Annotated in this window: 10 protein-coding genes; 4 read left to right on the plus strand and 6 right to left on the minus strand. The window is 70.4% G+C overall.

Annotated features, from left to right (window positions below):
• On the plus strand, nt 1-537 hold a 537-nt coding region (locus tag AB0J90_RS29190), incomplete at its 5' end, for a phosphopantetheine-binding protein (protein ID WP_363601262.1).
• Nucleotides 534-6,095, plus strand: coding sequence for an amino acid adenylation domain-containing protein (locus tag AB0J90_RS29195; protein WP_363601264.1), 5,562 nt, complete (start codon nt 534-536; stop codon nt 6,093-6,095). The genes AB0J90_RS29190 and AB0J90_RS29195, both read left to right, overlap by 4 nt.
• 10 nt (nt 6,096-6,105) lie before the next feature.
• Here AB0J90_RS29195 and AB0J90_RS29200 read toward each other — a convergent pair whose 3' ends face one another.
• A complete protein-coding gene (locus tag AB0J90_RS29200) occupies nt 6,106-7,050 on the minus strand; it encodes an aldo/keto reductase (RefSeq protein ID WP_363601266.1) in 945 nt (314 codons plus the stop codon).
• 158 nt (nt 7,051-7,208) lie between these two features.
• On the opposite strand from AB0J90_RS29200, the gene AB0J90_RS29205 reads away from it, so the two are divergent.
• Both AB0J90_RS29205 and AB0J90_RS29210 read left to right on the plus strand, forming a co-directional pair.
• Entirely contained in the window at nt 7,209-7,289 is an 81-nt protein-coding gene (locus AB0J90_RS29205; protein WP_350874228.1) for a putative leader peptide, read from the plus strand.
• Nucleotides 7,290-7,408: 119 nt separating this feature from the next.
• Nucleotides 7,409-9,862 (plus strand): M14 family zinc carboxypeptidase, encoded by a 2,454-nt coding sequence (locus AB0J90_RS29210; RefSeq protein WP_363601268.1) that lies wholly within the window; start codon nt 7,409-7,411, stop codon nt 9,860-9,862.
• A gap of 122 nt (nt 9,863-9,984) precedes the next feature.
• On the opposite strand, the gene AB0J90_RS29215 is transcribed toward AB0J90_RS29210, so the two are convergent.
• From AB0J90_RS29215 to AB0J90_RS29235, 5 genes are all read right to left on the minus strand, one after another.
• Nucleotides 9,985-10,905 (minus strand): glutathione S-transferase C-terminal domain-containing protein, encoded by a 921-nt coding sequence (locus tag AB0J90_RS29215; protein ID WP_363601269.1) that lies wholly within the window; start codon nt 10,903-10,905, stop codon nt 9,985-9,987.
• 97 nt (nt 10,906-11,002) lie between these two features.
• Nucleotides 11,003-11,515 carry a GNAT family N-acetyltransferase gene (locus AB0J90_RS29220; RefSeq protein ID WP_363601270.1) on the minus strand — a complete coding sequence of 171 codons (513 nt, stop codon included), beginning with the start codon at nt 11,513-11,515 and terminating at the stop codon, nt 11,003-11,005.
• A 75-nt stretch (nt 11,516-11,590) separates the two neighbouring features.
• Nucleotides 11,591-12,571, minus strand: coding sequence for an ABC transporter substrate-binding protein (locus tag AB0J90_RS29225; RefSeq protein WP_363601272.1), 981 nt, complete (start codon nt 12,569-12,571; stop codon nt 11,591-11,593).
• A 57-nt stretch (nt 12,572-12,628) separates the two neighbouring features.
• A complete protein-coding gene (locus AB0J90_RS29230; RefSeq protein WP_363601274.1) occupies nt 12,629-13,402 on the minus strand; it encodes an amino acid ABC transporter ATP-binding protein in 774 nt (257 codons plus the stop codon).
• The gene (locus AB0J90_RS29235) at nt 13,399-14,400 is read right to left on the minus strand and encodes an amino acid ABC transporter permease (protein WP_363601276.1); all 1,002 of its coding nucleotides are present in this window, start codon (nt 14,398-14,400) and stop codon (nt 13,399-13,401) included. Before AB0J90_RS29235 ends, AB0J90_RS29230 begins: the two co-directional genes overlap by 4 nt.
• Nucleotides 14,401-14,534 lie beyond the last annotated feature (134 nt).

Raw genomic sequence — 14,534 nt, forward strand, 5'->3', positions numbered from 1 at the left:
GCGGCGGTGGTGGTGGCGGGTAAGGGTGAGGACGCCCGGCTGGTGGGTTATGTGTCGCCGGCGCCGGGTGAGGTGCCGTCGGGGCGGTTGTTGCGTTCGTATCTGGCGGAGTTGTTGCCGGGGTACATGGTTCCGGGGCAGGTGGTGGTGTTGGACGCGTTGCCGTTGAACACCGCCGGGAAGATCGACCGACGCAACCTCCCCACCGAACTACCCGACGCCGACGCCCGCGAGCACGTTCCACCCTCCACCGAAGTCGAGGAACTGGTCGCGGCGACCTGGGGTGAGGTGCTCGGGCGGGAACGGGTCGGCGCGCTGGACGACTTCTTCGACCTCGGCGGCCACTCCCTGCTCGCCACCCGAGCCGTCGCGCGGCTCGGCGCGGCACTGGAAATGGAAATACCGATCCGCACACTGTTCGTCCACTCGACCGTGGAAGCCTTCGCGGCGGTGCTCGAAGAACTGCTCGTCGCCGACCTCGAACAGCTCTCCGACGACGAGGTCGTCCGGATGCTCGACGGGGGCGTGAACCCGTGACCGACCTCGAGAGCCAGGTGAACAACGACTCGGCGCCGGTGCTGACCCCAGTGGCGCGAGCGCGTACGGAGCGGCTGTCGGAGCAGCGCCGGGCCCTGCTCGCACAGCGGCTACGCAGGGGAGCCGGGGCAGCGGTACGGGCACCGGAGATCCCGCGGCTGCCGGACGGCGTCGAACCACCCATCTCGTTCGGGCAGGAACGCCTCTGGTTCATGGAGCAGCTCGAGCCCGGCACGGACGCGTACGTCATGCGCGGCGCGGTACGGCTACAGGGAGAGCTGCACCTCGACGCCCTACAGCACGCCCTGGAAGACGTCGTCGAACGCCACGACACTCTCCGTACCCGCTTCCCGGTCGACGAGAGCGGACGGGTGTCGGCCGTCGTGGTGGACCGCGTGCAGGTGCCGTTCCGCGTCGTACCGCTCGATCCGGACGCCGGCCAGGACCCACTCGAACAGGCGCAGACCCTGACCACCCGGGACTGCGGATCGTTCGACCTGACCGTGGCGCCGCTGCTGCGGGCGATGGTGGTGCAGCTCGGCCCCGACGACCACGTGGTACACGTCGCGATGCACCACATCGTCGGCGACGGGTGGTCCTGGCCGGTGTTCTTCGCCGACTGGGCCGCGCTCTACGCGGCCCGGCTCGACCGGGCACCGGCCCCCGTACCGTTGCCGATCCAGTACGGCGACTACGCGGCGTGGCAGCGGGAACGCCTCGCCGGGCCGGCGGCGGAACGGGATCTGGCGTACTGGCGGCAGGCGTTGCAGGGCGTGCCGCCGCTGGACCTGCCCATCGACCGTCCCCGCCCGGCGCAGCCGGGGTGGCGCGGCGACGGCCACCAGGTCCGCTTCCCGGACGAACTGGTCGAGGCGCTCAGGTCGCTCGGCCGGGAGCACGGCGCGACGCTGTTCATGACGTTGCTCGCCGGGCTGCACGTGCTGCTGCACCGGTTGAGCGGCCAGCGGGACTTCGCCGTCGGTTCACCGGTCGCGGGCAGGGTCCGCCCCGAACTGGAACGGCTGGTCGGCCCGTTCGTGAACATGCTGCCGCTACGCGCCGATCTCCGTACGGAGTTGACGTTCGCGCAGCTGCTGACGCAGACGCGGGACCGGGTGCTGGAGGCGCTGAGCCACCAGGAGCTGCCGTTCGAACGTCTCGTGCAGGAGCTGAACGTCGAACGGGACACCAGCCGCTCGCCGATCTTCCAGGTGCTGTTCGGCATGCACAACACCGGCGGGTCGGCCGGGGAGTGGCCCGACGGCCTGGTCCGGCAGCCGTTCGGCAGCCCGGTCACCACCACCAAACACGACCTGTCGCTGTACGTGGACGAGCACCCCGACGGCGTACGCGGCACCTTCGGTTACCGCACCGAACTGTTCGACGCCGACACCGTCGCCCGGTTCGCCGAGCACTACCGCCGGTTGCTCGCCGCGGCGGCGGCCCGACCGGACACACCCCTGGCCGACCTGGACCTGATGACCGAGGCGGAACGGTTGGCCGTACTCGGTCTGGGGACCGGGGCACCCGCACCGCAACCCGCCGACGGCACGCTCGCGGACGTGATCGCGCCGCACGTCGCCACGACCCCGGACGCACCCGCGATCGTCTACGACGGTGTCGCCACCAGCTACCGGGACCTCGATGCCGGGGCGAACCGGATGGCGGCCTGGCTGCGCGGTCAGGGCGTGAGCCGGGGCGCGCTGGTCGGGGTCTGTCTGGAGCAGTCGGCCGAACTGGCGATGGCGTTGCTGGGTGTGCTGCGGGCCGGTGCGGCGTACGTACCGCTGGACCCGGAACAGCCCCCGGCCCGGCTGGGCACGATCATGGCCGACGCCCGACCGGCGCTGGTGCTGACCACGTCGGACCTGGTGGACCGGTTCGAGTCCGTCGCCACCGTCCAACTGGACGAGGTACGCGACGAGATCGCCGCGTGCAGCCCGGTCGCGCCGGAACCGGTCGCGGAGCCGGACGACCTCGCCTACGTGATCTTCACGTCCGGTTCGACCGGGCGCCCGAAGGGCGTGGCGGTGGCCCACCGGCAACTGCGCAACTACCTCGACGGGGTGGCCGATCGGATCGAGGTGGTGCCCGGGGCCCGCTGGGCGCTGCTCCAGTCGCTGTCGTTCGACTTCGCGGTGACCGTCTTCTACCTCGGGCTGGCCAGCGGCGGTGCGGTGCATCTCGTGCCGCGCCGGTGCACCGGCGACGAACTCGCCGACTACCTTCGCGAACAGCGCATCGACTACCTCAAGATGACCCCCTCGCACCTCGCCGCGCTGGCGGTGGAGGTGCCGTCCGAGCGGCTGGTACCGGCGAAGGCGCTGCTCCTCGGCGGGGAGGCGTCCCGGCTGGACTGGGCTGCCGGGCTGGCCGCCGGGCCGGCAGCGGTGATCAACCACTACGGGCCGACCGAGGCGACCGTCGGCGTCACCACCTACCGGGTCGAGGCGTCCGACACCGGCACCGGCACCACGCCGATCGGGAAGCCGCTGCCGCACGCCCGGGTGTACGTACTCGACGAGCGGATGCGACCGGTGCCGGTCGGTGTGCCGGGCGAGCTGTACCTCGGTGGCGACCGGTTGGCCCGGGGCTACCTCGGCCAGCCGGGACTGACCGCGGAGCGGTTCCGGCCAGACCCGTACGCGGCCGAGCCGGGGGCCAGGATGTACGGCACCGGTGACCTGGCCAGGTGGCGCCCGGACGGGCAGCTGGAGTTCCTCGGCCGGCGCGACGGGCAGATCAAACTGCGCGGCTACCGGGTCGAGCTGGGCGAGGTCGAGGCCGCGCTGGTCGACTGCCCGGGGGTGAGCGCGGCGGTCGCGATGCTGCGCGGTGACCGGCTCGTCGGCTACCTGCAACGCGAGGCCGCGGACGACCACACCGGCTCGACCCCGACCGACCCGGACCCGGGTACGCTGCGCCGGCTGCTCGCCGGCACCCTGCCCGAGTACATGATCCCCAACCAGTTCGTCTGGCTGGACCGGCTGCCGTTGCAGGACCACGGCAAGGTGGACCGCCGGGCGCTGCCCGAACCGGTGGCCGCGACCGCCGCCTCCGGACTCGAACACGTCCCACCGGACGGGCCGGTCGAGACCACCATCGCGCAGGTGTGGCAGGAGGTGCTCGAGGTCGAGCGGGTCGGTGCACTGGACGACTTCTTCGACCTCGGTGGGCACTCCCTGCTCGCCACCCAGGTGGTGGCCCGGCTGCGGCGTACGCTCAGCACCGAGCGGCCGATCAGCGTGATGGACCTGTTCCGGTGCCGTACGGTGCGCGAACTCGCCCTGCTCGCCACCGGTGAATCCGGGCAACCGGCCGACCGGCTGCTGCACGAACTGAGCCGAGCGCCCCGCGGGGCCCGGATCCGTTCGTACGTCTGCGTCCCGTACGGCGGTGCGAACGCGGTGGTGTACCAGCCACTGGCCGACGCGCTCCCGGACGGCCACAGCCTGTACGCGGTCGCCGTACCCGGACACGACATCGGGCTGGCCGAGGAGATCGAGCCGATCGAGGTGACCGCGCAACGGCTCACCGAGGAGATCCTGAACACGATCACCGGCCCGCTGGTCGTGTACGGACACTGCGGTCCCGGTGGGGCGCTGGCGGTGGAGGTCGCCCGCCGGCTGGAGGAGGCCGGTCGGGAACTGGACGCCCTCTACCTCGGCGGGATCTTCCCCTTCGCCCGACCCGTCGGCGGGGTACTCGGCCGGCTCACCCGGCTCCGCCTCGGTGAACGGCTGCGCGGCGACCGGGTCTACGCGAACTGGCTGCAGGGCATGGGCGCCGACCTCGGCGCGCTCGACGCCGAGCAGCAGCGGTTCCTGATCCGGGCGATGCGCCACGACGGTGAAGCCGCCGAGAACTACTTCACCGAACTGCTGCACCAGCACGCCACCCCGCTGCGTACGCCGATCATCAGCATCGTCGGCGACCGCGACCCCGGTACGGAGTACCACCAGGAGCGGTACCGGGAATGGCACTTCCTCAGCGGCACCACCGCCCTGGTGGTGTTGCAGGAGGCCGGGCACTACTTCGCCAAGTTCCGCGCCGACGAGGTCGCCGACATCATCACCGCCGTGGACCGGGAGCTCGAACAGCCCGTCGCGGCGTACAACCCGGACCTGTCGTGGCAGGTCACCGCGGTTTCCAAGGGTGCCGAGCCGACGGCCGCGGCAACGACGGAACAGCCGGGGATGGGTCGCTTCCTGACCGTCGCCGCCGGGCAGCTCGTCTCCGGGATCGGGTCGGCGCTGACCACCTTCGCGGTGCCGCTCTGGACCTACCTGGAGACCGGGTCCCTGATCCGGTTCGCGCTGTTCGCGGTGTTGGGGCAGGTGCCGGGCATCCTGGCCGCCCCGGTCGCCGGTGCGATCATCGACCGCAGTGACCGCCGTCGGGCGATGCTCGCCGGTGACTTCGCCGCACTGACCGCCATCGCCTCGTTCGCCGCCCTCTACTGGACCGACCAGCTCCAGCCGTGGCACATCTACACCTTCGTCGGGTGGCTGTCGGTCGCGTTGACCTTCCAACGGTTGGCGTACATGTCCGCGGTGCCGCAGCTCGTACCCAAGCGCTACCTCGGCCACGCGAACGGCATGGTCCAACTCGGCGGCGGTGTCGCCCAGTTCCTCGTACCGCTGGTCGCGGTCGGCCTGATCGCCACCATCGGCCTGGGCGGCATCCTCCTGATCGACCTGGGCAGTTACCTGTTCGCGATCACCGTGCTGGTGCTGGTCAAGTTCCCCCGCGCGATGGCCCGCCGACGCCGGGAGAGCCTGCTCGCCGAGATCACCGGCGGCCTGCGGTACACCGTGCAGCACCGCAGCTTCCGGGCCATGGTGCTCTTCTTCGCCGCGTTCAACCTCTTCCTCGCGCCGCTGTTCCTGCTGCTCTCCCCGCTCGTGCTGGCGTTCGCCCCGCTGGAGTCGGTGGCGCAGGTGTCGCTGGCGGGCGGGGTCGGTGCGGTCGTCGGTGGCCTGATCATGACCGCGTGGGGCGGCCCCCGGCACCGGCGGATGCGCGGCATGCTGCTGCTGACGTTCGCGTTCGCCGCCGGTGGTCTGGTCACCGGTCTGCGCCCCAGCGTGGCGGTCGTCGCCGCGGGCGCCCTCGGGATGTCGCTGTCGCTGTCGGTCATCAACGGGATCTGGCTGACCATCATCCAGACCAAGGTGCCGCAGCGACTGCACGCCCGGGTCATCGCCCTGAACATGGTCATCGCGCTGTCGACCATGCCGCTCGGTCAGGCGGTCATCGCTCCGCTGCTGGTGCCGCGCTTCGAGCCGCTGCTGCTGCCTGGTGGCTCGCTCGCCGACAGCGTCGGGCAGGTGCTCGGTGTCGGGCCCGGTCGGGGCACCGGCCTGCTCTACATCCTGCTCGCCGTCTGTATCGCCGTGGTGGTGGCGGTGTCGCTGCGGGTCCGTACGCTGGCCCGGTTCGACGACGACGTACCCGACGCGCCGCCGGACGATCTCGTCGGACTGAGCAACTGGACCGCCCGCATGCAGTCCCGTACGGCCGCCGGCTCCCAGCCGGAGAGCGGGAGCGGCGGCTGACGGGCGGCGGTTACCAGTCGAGGGGCCTGGTGGCGAGCGTCGCGTCGTACCAGGCCCGGATCGCCTCGAAGCTCTCCGGCGGCAGTGGTGTGCCGGCGGCGGCGATGCTGCTCCGCAACTGGGCCAGGGACCTGGTGCCGGGGATGACGGTCGACACCGCGTCGTAGCCGAGCAGGAAACGCAGCGCGCCGTCGAGCAGGCTCACCCCGTCGGGCAGCAACGCCCGGAACTCGTCCACCAGCCCGGCGCGCAGGGCGACGTCGGCGCGGGTCCAGCGCTCGCGTACGTCGGTGAAGACGCTGTCCGCGTGGTACCTGCCGGAGAGCCAGCCGGACTCCAGTGGCACCTTGACCAGGGTCCCGACACCCCGGTCGCGGGCCCGGCCCATCGCCTGCCACGGTTCCTGGTAGAGGGCGGACATCCGCACCTCGAGCGCGTCCGAGTCGCTGGTGTTCAACACCGTGTCGACGTCGGCGCCCCAGTCGACCGACGCCCCGTACGCCCGGATCGTGCCCTTGTCCTTGAGTTGCTGCAGGACGCCGTAGTGCTCGCAGCGGCTGCCGTCGATGATCTCCTGCGGCGGGCTGTGCAGTACCACGATGTCGACGTGGTCGACGTTCATCCGGCGGGCGCTGCTCTCGACCGACGCCTCGATGGCATCGGGCGCCCAGTTGGGACTGCCGTCCGGGTGGTAGCCGACCTTGGTGCAGATCAGCACCTCGTCGCGGCGCCGGCCGGTGAGCGCCCGGCCGATGTTCGACTCGCTGCGCCCGTCGGCGTAGCCGGGGGCGGTGTCGATGAGATTGACACCGGCGTCGAGTGCGGCGTGCACGATCCGCACGGCTTCCGCCGGCTCGGGTCCGTCGGGCCACTGGGCCGAGCGCCCGAGCTGCCATGCGCCGAGCCCGATCGCGCTGACCCGCAGGCCGGTGGTGCCGAACTCCCTGATCTGCATGCCGATGTCCCCCCTGTCGACCGCTGTACGGCGGTGCTGCCAGCGTATCGACGGATGCCGTCGACCGCCGTCCCGGTTGGGTCTGATCCGTTACAGACTGATCAACAGATGCGCACCTTTGGTTGACAGCGGATCATGACTCAACGAAGATCTACTTCGTGCGGAGCGTCCATCTGACAAAGCGGGGTCACATCGACCTCCTGCGTGTCGCCAGCGCCGCCTGTCGACGCTCAATCTGACGCCGGGCTCCCCCTTCCCCGCCCGCTGCTGACGTTCTCCCCAATCCCCGTGGGTCTCCGGCCCTGCGGTGACGTCTGCCCGCGTGCACTGTCCTCTCTCGACAGGAGATCTGTCTTCCATGGTCAGGAAACTCTCGAGGATCGCCGCGGCAACGGTTGCCGCGTCGCTCGTCGGCACGATGGCTTGGGCTGGGCCGGTGAACGCGTCCGCGTTGCCGTCCGTACCCCCGTCCGGCATCGACTTCTGGGGCATCACGGGCTTCCCCGTACAGAACGTGCTGCCGGTTTGGGCGGACAACCCGAACGACGCCTCGATCCCGATCGGCGTCACCCCGTACGACGAGATCGCCCCGAAGCTCAACGCCCTGCAGGCCGCCAGCAACCGGGTGTCTGCCCGGGTCGCCGGCAAGTCCTCCGGCGGCTACGACCTGTACGCGGTGACGGTGACCGCGCCGGAGACCCAGGACGAGGCACGGCGCCAGGAGAACTGGCGGCGACTGATCGAGAACGAGCCGGCGACGGCGCAGCACGACCGGCGCCTCATCGAGGGTTACAAGACCCCGCTGTTCGTCAACGCGAACATCCACGGCAACGAGTGGGAGGGCACCGACGCGGCCCTTCGGGTGATCGAGGAGTTCGCGACCAGCACCGATCCCCAGATCGCGCAGCTGCTCAAGCGCAACCGGCTCGTCTTCAACGTCACCTCCAACCCGGACGGTCGGGTGGCCGGAACCCGGCAGAACGCGGCCGGCTACGACCTCAACCGCGACCTGACCATCGTGTCGCAGCCCGAGACCAACCTGATCCGTGAGCTGATCGTCGACACCAAGCCGATCATCACGCTCGACCTGCACGGCTACGTCAACCCGACGCTGCTGCACCCGAGCACCCCGCCGCACAACGTCAACAACGAGTACGACCTCTACATCAAGCACGGCCTGCCGAACGCGTTGGCGATCGAGCAGGGCCTGAAGGCCCTGGGCTACGCCGAGACGCAGCGGGCGCGGATCCCGTTCCGCGACGACGAGCCCGGCGTGTGGGACGACTTCCCGCCGATCTACGTGCCGTCCTTCGCGATGCTGCAGAGCAGCATCCCGTACACCATCGAGGCGCCGCTGAACCCGCGTGGCAACCTCACCCCGCAGGAGAAGCTTCGTCGGTCGGGCATCAACACCGACGTGCACGAGGTGGCGATCAAGACCTCGCTGCAGTACATCCAGGACCACCGGACCGAGGTGCTGTTCGACCAGGCCGAGGTCTACCGCCGTGGTGCGGCCGGTGAGCCGCTGCGGGACATCCCGGACGGCTACGTGCCGGGCTGGGGCCCGGAGGACAACTACAACACGGTCTTCCCGCGCTCGTACGTCATCCCGGCCGGCTCCGGTCAGCACTCCGCGCCGGCCGCGGCCCGTCTCGTCGACCTGCTCATCGGCAGCGGCGGCCGGGTGTGGCGGGCGAAGAGCAACTTCACCGCCAACGGCAAGTCCTACCCCGCCGGCTCGTACGTGATCGACATGCACCAGCCCAAGCGCGGCCTGGTCAACTCCCTGCTCGAACCGGGCGTCGACATCACCGACCGGGTGGACGACCTCTACGCCGGGCCGGCCGCCTGGAGCCAGGGGCTGACCTGGGGAGCGACCGTCGACACCCTGTGGGACCAGTTGCCGGGTGTGGGCCTGGAGCGCGCCTACGACGGCAAGGCCGAAAGCTCGGTACCGGGTGGCACGCCCGACCTGCGGCTCGACATCCAGGACGCCGCCGACCTGCTCGCGGTCAACGCGTTGCTGGACCAGGGGGTCAAGGTCTACCGGCTGGCCGACGGTTCGGTCGCCATCCCGCACACGACGACCAACCGCAGGCTCGCCGCGGCCGAGTCCCGTAAGCACGACGTCGCCTTCGAAGCCGCCCCGGCGGGTTGGCAGGGGACGCTGCTCGACAAGGTCGTCGTCGGTTACCTGGGTACGGTCGAGGAGCGCGACACGCTGCGCGACCTCGGCTTCGAGGCGCGTACGGTCACCGCGGCGACCCTGGCCACCACGCTGACCGCCGACGTCGACGTACTGCTGGTGGCGAGCAACCTCAACCTGGCGAACCTGACGGCGGAGAACCGCGCCGCGCTGGATGCCTTCCTCGCCCGTGGTGGTGGGGTCATCGGTCTGGACACCGCTGGCGCGAACTTCAGCAACGCCGCCGCGCTGCTGAGCGTCACGGCCACCGCCGGTGCCTCCCTGGCCAGTGGTGTGGTCAACATCGTCAACAGCCAGGGCCCGGTGACCTCGGGTGCGATCCCGCACTCGTTCATCAACCAGCCGGTCTGGTTCACCAACCTCGGTGCCGGCGTCACGGTGGAGCAGTCCTACACCGCCGACCCGCTGCTGTCCGGCTGGTGGGCGGCGAACGCGGCCGGCACCAACGGTCCGGCGGCGGCGGCCAACCAGGCCAGCATCGTCCGGGGCGTGAGCGCCGGGGGCAACGGCGTGGTGCTCTTCGGTACGGACCCGACGTACCGCACCCACCCGAAGGGGCTGCAACCGCAGCTCGGCCGGGCCGTGCTCTGGGCTGCCCAGCGGTAGTCCCGACCCGTGATCCCGTGAGCGGATGACAGGTCTCGTAAGCGGATGACAAACGAGGGCCCGGATGCGGTGAGCATCCGGGCCCTCGCCCGTCGTACCGGTCCCCTCGGTGGGGCCGGAGGTCACGCCGCGGTGCGGATGGCCGGGGCGTGCCAGTCGGGAATCGTCGCGCCGGCGGCGGTGAAGGACGTGAAGTCCGTGGTGGCCCGGAACGCGGGCAGGGTGTAGAGGTCCCGGGCGTACGCCCACAGGTGTGGGTACTCGTGTAGGCCGGGGTTGATGGCACGGGTGGCGTTGGGTCCGACGTCGTAGCGCACCAGGGTCACCCAGAGCCGGATGTCGGCCTCGGTCAGCGTCGGCCCGACCAGGTACCGCCGGGTGGCCAACCGCTCGTCGAGTACGGCGAACGCGTCGAGCAGCGCGGTTCGGGCGTGTGCCCCGTCCGGGCCCGGCCGGGCGGCGGCACCGACGCCGTGGTTGACCGCCGGATTGAGCCACTCGTCGAGTTCTTCGATCTCGTCGCGGTAGCGCTCCGGATAGGTGTCGACGATCGGGGTGGCGAGATGCCGGAAGCTGGTGGCGAGGTCGATCCCGATGGTCTTGAAGTTGTTGCTGACCACACCGGCGGTGGCGCGATCCCAGAGCGTCGGCACCGAGATGTGGCCGTCGAAGCCCTCTTCGGTGGCCTCGTATGCCTGGCGCAGCAGGGTAAACCCGTTCACCGGGTCGGGCCCGTACCGCTCGCGGAAGGCCCAGCCTCGGCCGTCGCGCTGGTTGTCCACGTAGGAGACGCTGACGACGTCTTCCAGTCTGGCCAGGGCACGGGTGATGGTCACCCGCTGTGACCAGGGGCAGAACCATCCCGCGTAGAGGTGGTATCGGCCGGCACGCGGGGTAAAGCCGGCCGGGCTGTTGTCACTCAGGCGGGCCGAGAAACGGTAGAGGGGGCGTGGGTCGTCGGGCCGGCGGACGATGCGGTACTCGCCGTACGTGTCGAGGTCGACGGGAGTGGCCAGCCGGCTGAAGGGTGACAGTCCGGGCACGGGATACCTCCGAGGGAGTCGGAGCGTTACAACCGGATGAAATCCTACTTGGTTGATAGGTTTTGGGGCCAGGGTCGAGCTGGTCGGCGGGGGCGGCTCACGGTCGGGGTTCGGGGCCGAACGGCGCCAACGCGGAGTACGGCAACTGAGTCTCGAACGGCAGGTACGGCAGCATCGCCCGGTCGGCGTCGAGGTCGTAGCGGGGGTGGTAGCCGAGATTCAGGTAGAGCGCCTCGGCCTCCGGCTGGCGTGGACCGGTGGTCAGCCAGATCCGGCGGTACCCGCGTCGGACCGCCTCGGCCTCCAACTCGCGCATCACCCGGCGGGCCAGTCCCTGGCGGCGGTGCGCCGAATGGGTCCACACGCGCTTGATCTCGGCGGTCTCGCGGTCGTACCGGCGGAAGGCCCCACCGGCCACCGCTGCTCCGCCCGGGTCGAGCAGCAGCAGGAAGGCGCCGTGCGGGGGCGCGAACTCCGTCGCCGGATACCGCGACATCTCCTCGTTCGGGCCGTAACGGGTCCGGTACTCGTGGGTCAGTTCGTCGAGCAGCGGGCGGGCCGCCGGGTCGGTCGGGCTGGTGTAGTGGACGGTCAGTTCCCTTGACGTCATCGATCAGCTCCGGAGGCTGGACGGGACCGGCTCGGGCCCCGGTCCAGGCGGTGACACCGGGACCGGGGCGATGGGTCATTTCCGGGGCAGGCCGGGCGGGTTGATCTGGGCGGCGGGAATCGCCTCGCTGGCGAGCCCCCAACGGGACAGCACCCGGGCGTACGAGCCGTCCTTGATCACGGCGTTGAGTGCGTCGTTGAGCGCCTCGACGAAGCCGTTGCCCTTCTTGGTCATCGCGGCGATCTGGGCCGGAACCTCGCCGCCACCAGGCACGATCCCGACGATTTTGGTTTTGCCGCTGACCGCGACGTGGTACGCCAGCGCCGGGTTCGGCCCGAAGTACGCGTCGATCCGCCCGGACAGCAGGGCAAGCTGGTAGTCGGCCGGGTTCTGGTAGTAGGTGATGTTGACCGGGGCGAGGCCGGCGGCCTTGTTCTGCGCGTCCCAGCGCAGCAGCACCTGCTCCTGGTTGGTGCCCGAGCCGACCGACACGTTGAGTCCGGCGATGTCGGCCGGCTTCTCGATCTTGCTGATCTTGCCGTCCGCCTTCACCTCCCAGCCGAGCGAGTCGACCCGGTAGGTGGCGAAGTCGTAGATGTCCTTGCGTTCTTCGGTGACCGTGATGTTGGAGAAGCCGACGTCGTTCTGGCCGGAGCGGACCACCAGGAACAGGTTTTCCCACGAGGTCGGCTGCAGGTCCAACTCCAGCCCCAGCACGTCCGCCACCAGCTGGGCGATGTCCGCCTCGACCCCGATCAGCGTACGGTCGTCGTCGGCGCGGAAGGCCAACGGCGGTGACCCCTCGGCGCTGATGCCGACCCTGAGCTTGCCCCCCGCTCCGATCGTCGGCGGCACCTTCGCCGCAACCGCGTCGACCTTCTGCGCGCGGATCCGTTTCTGGTCCGGGCTGGTGTTGATGACCGCGGCCGCCGAGCCGGACGGGTCGGCGGCCAGGGCGGCCGGTTCGTCGTCGGGCGAGCCGCAGGCGGCCAGGGTCAGCAGGGTGGTCAGGGCGAGCACGCTGGCGAGGCGGCGGAAAAGCCGATTGCGGGGCATGCGGAACTCCTTCTCTGGGGCTGTTTCGGGTGGTCGGGAGTACCTGGGGCGGGCGGTTCAGAGAACCTTCGCCAGGAACGACCTGGTCCGTTCGTGCTGCGGTCGGGTGAGCACCTCGTCCGGTGGGCCCTGCTCGACGATCACCCCGTCGTCCATGAAGACGACCCGGTCGGCGACCTCGCGGGCGAAGCCGACCTCGTGCGTGACGACGATCATCGTGGTGCCGGCCCGGGCCAGGTCCTTCATCACCTCGAGCACCTCACCGACCAGTTCCGGGTCGAGCGCCGAGGTCGGTTCGTCGAAGAGCAGCACCTTCGGCTCCAGGGCCAGCGCCCGGGCGATCGCCACCCGTTGCTGCTGGCCACCGGAGAGACGGCGCGGGTAGGCGTCCGCCTTGTCCGCCAGGCCGACCCGGTCGAGCAGCCGGGAAGCCGTCTCCAGCACCTCCCGCCGGGGCCGTCCCTGCGCCGACACGGGTGCCTCGGCCACGTTGTCGAGCACGGTCAGGTGGGGGAAGAGGTTGAAGTTCTGGAACACGAAGCCGATGTGCGTACGCTGTCGCAGGATCTCGCGTTCCTTGAGCTCACGCAGCCGGTTGCCGGTCCGGCGGTAGCCGATCAGCTCGCCGTCGATGCGTACCGAGCCTCGGTTGACCTTCTCCAGGTGGTTGATGCTGCGCAGCAGGGTCGACTTGCCCGATCCGGACGGGCCGAGGATCACCACCACCTCGCCGGTACGCACGCTCAGGTCAACCCCGCGCAGCACCTCCAACGGTCCGAAGCTCTTGTGGATGCCGCGCAGTTCCACCATGACCGCGCCGTCGGGGCTCATCGGGGCACCGCCAGGTCGGCGGCGAGCTGGTCGCGTACGGCCTGCCGTTGTCGACGCGCCGCCAGCACCCGGCCGACCAGCCGGCGCACCCGCTGCAGCGGGGTCGGTGGCAGCACCCGTACGGCGCCGCGGGCGTAGTGCCGTTCGACGTAGTACTGCACTGTCGACAGCACGGTGGTCAGCAGCAGGTACCAGATCGCGGCCACCAGGAGCAGCGCGATCACCCGTCCGTTTCGGGCGTAGATCACCTGGACCTGGTAGAAGAGTTCGGGGATGGCCATGATGTAGACCACCGAGGTGCCCTTGACCAGGCCGATGATCTCGTTTCCGGCGGTCGGGATGATGGTGCGCATCGCCTGCGGCAGCAGGATCCGGCGGATCTGCCGGGTCCGGGGGATGCCGAGGGCCGCCGCGGCTTCGAGTTGTCCCTGGTCCACCGAGAGGAAGCCCGATCGGACGATCTCCGCGCAGTAGGCCGCCTGGTGCAGGGCCAGTCCCAGGGTCGCCGCGGTCATCGGGCCGATCAGGTCCATGGTGCCGACGTCGAAGAACGACGGTCCGAAGGGAATCCCGAACGAGATCCGGTCGTAGAGCAGCGCCAGGTTGAACCAGAACAGCAGTTGCAGGATCAGCGGCACCGACCGGAAAAGCCAGACGTAGCCCCAGGCTACGGCCTGGAGCAGCGGGCTCGCCGAGAGCCGCATCAGGGCGATCACCGTGCCGAGCAGGAAACCGAGCACGATGCCGAGCACGGTCAGCCGCAGGGTGACGCCGACCGCCCGGAGCACGGTCTCGTAGAACAGGTACTGGCCGACGAAGTGCCACTCCCAGGCGGGATTCGTGATCAGCGCATTGGCCGCCATGGCCAGCAGCACCAGCGTGACGGCGGTGGCGGCCCAGCGCCACGGATGGCGGGCGGGCACCACCTTCAGCGGTTCGTCGGCGGGTGCCCGAGTGGTGTTCTCCACGGTCGCCGGGGCGGGTGACGGGGCGGTCACGGTGACCTCCAGGGATGGGCCCGGGGGGCGTTCGGCCGTGTCGGTGGCCCACGGTCCGACGACGGCGGCGGGCGCCGGGTACGGCGGGAGAGGGAGACGCGACGGGCCGGTGGAAGGCTCAGTCGCGGTGGAGC

This window comes from Micromonospora sp. NPDC049523, assembly GCF_040676775.1.
Lineage (GTDB): Bacteria > Actinomycetota > Actinomycetes > Mycobacteriales > Micromonosporaceae > Micromonospora_G.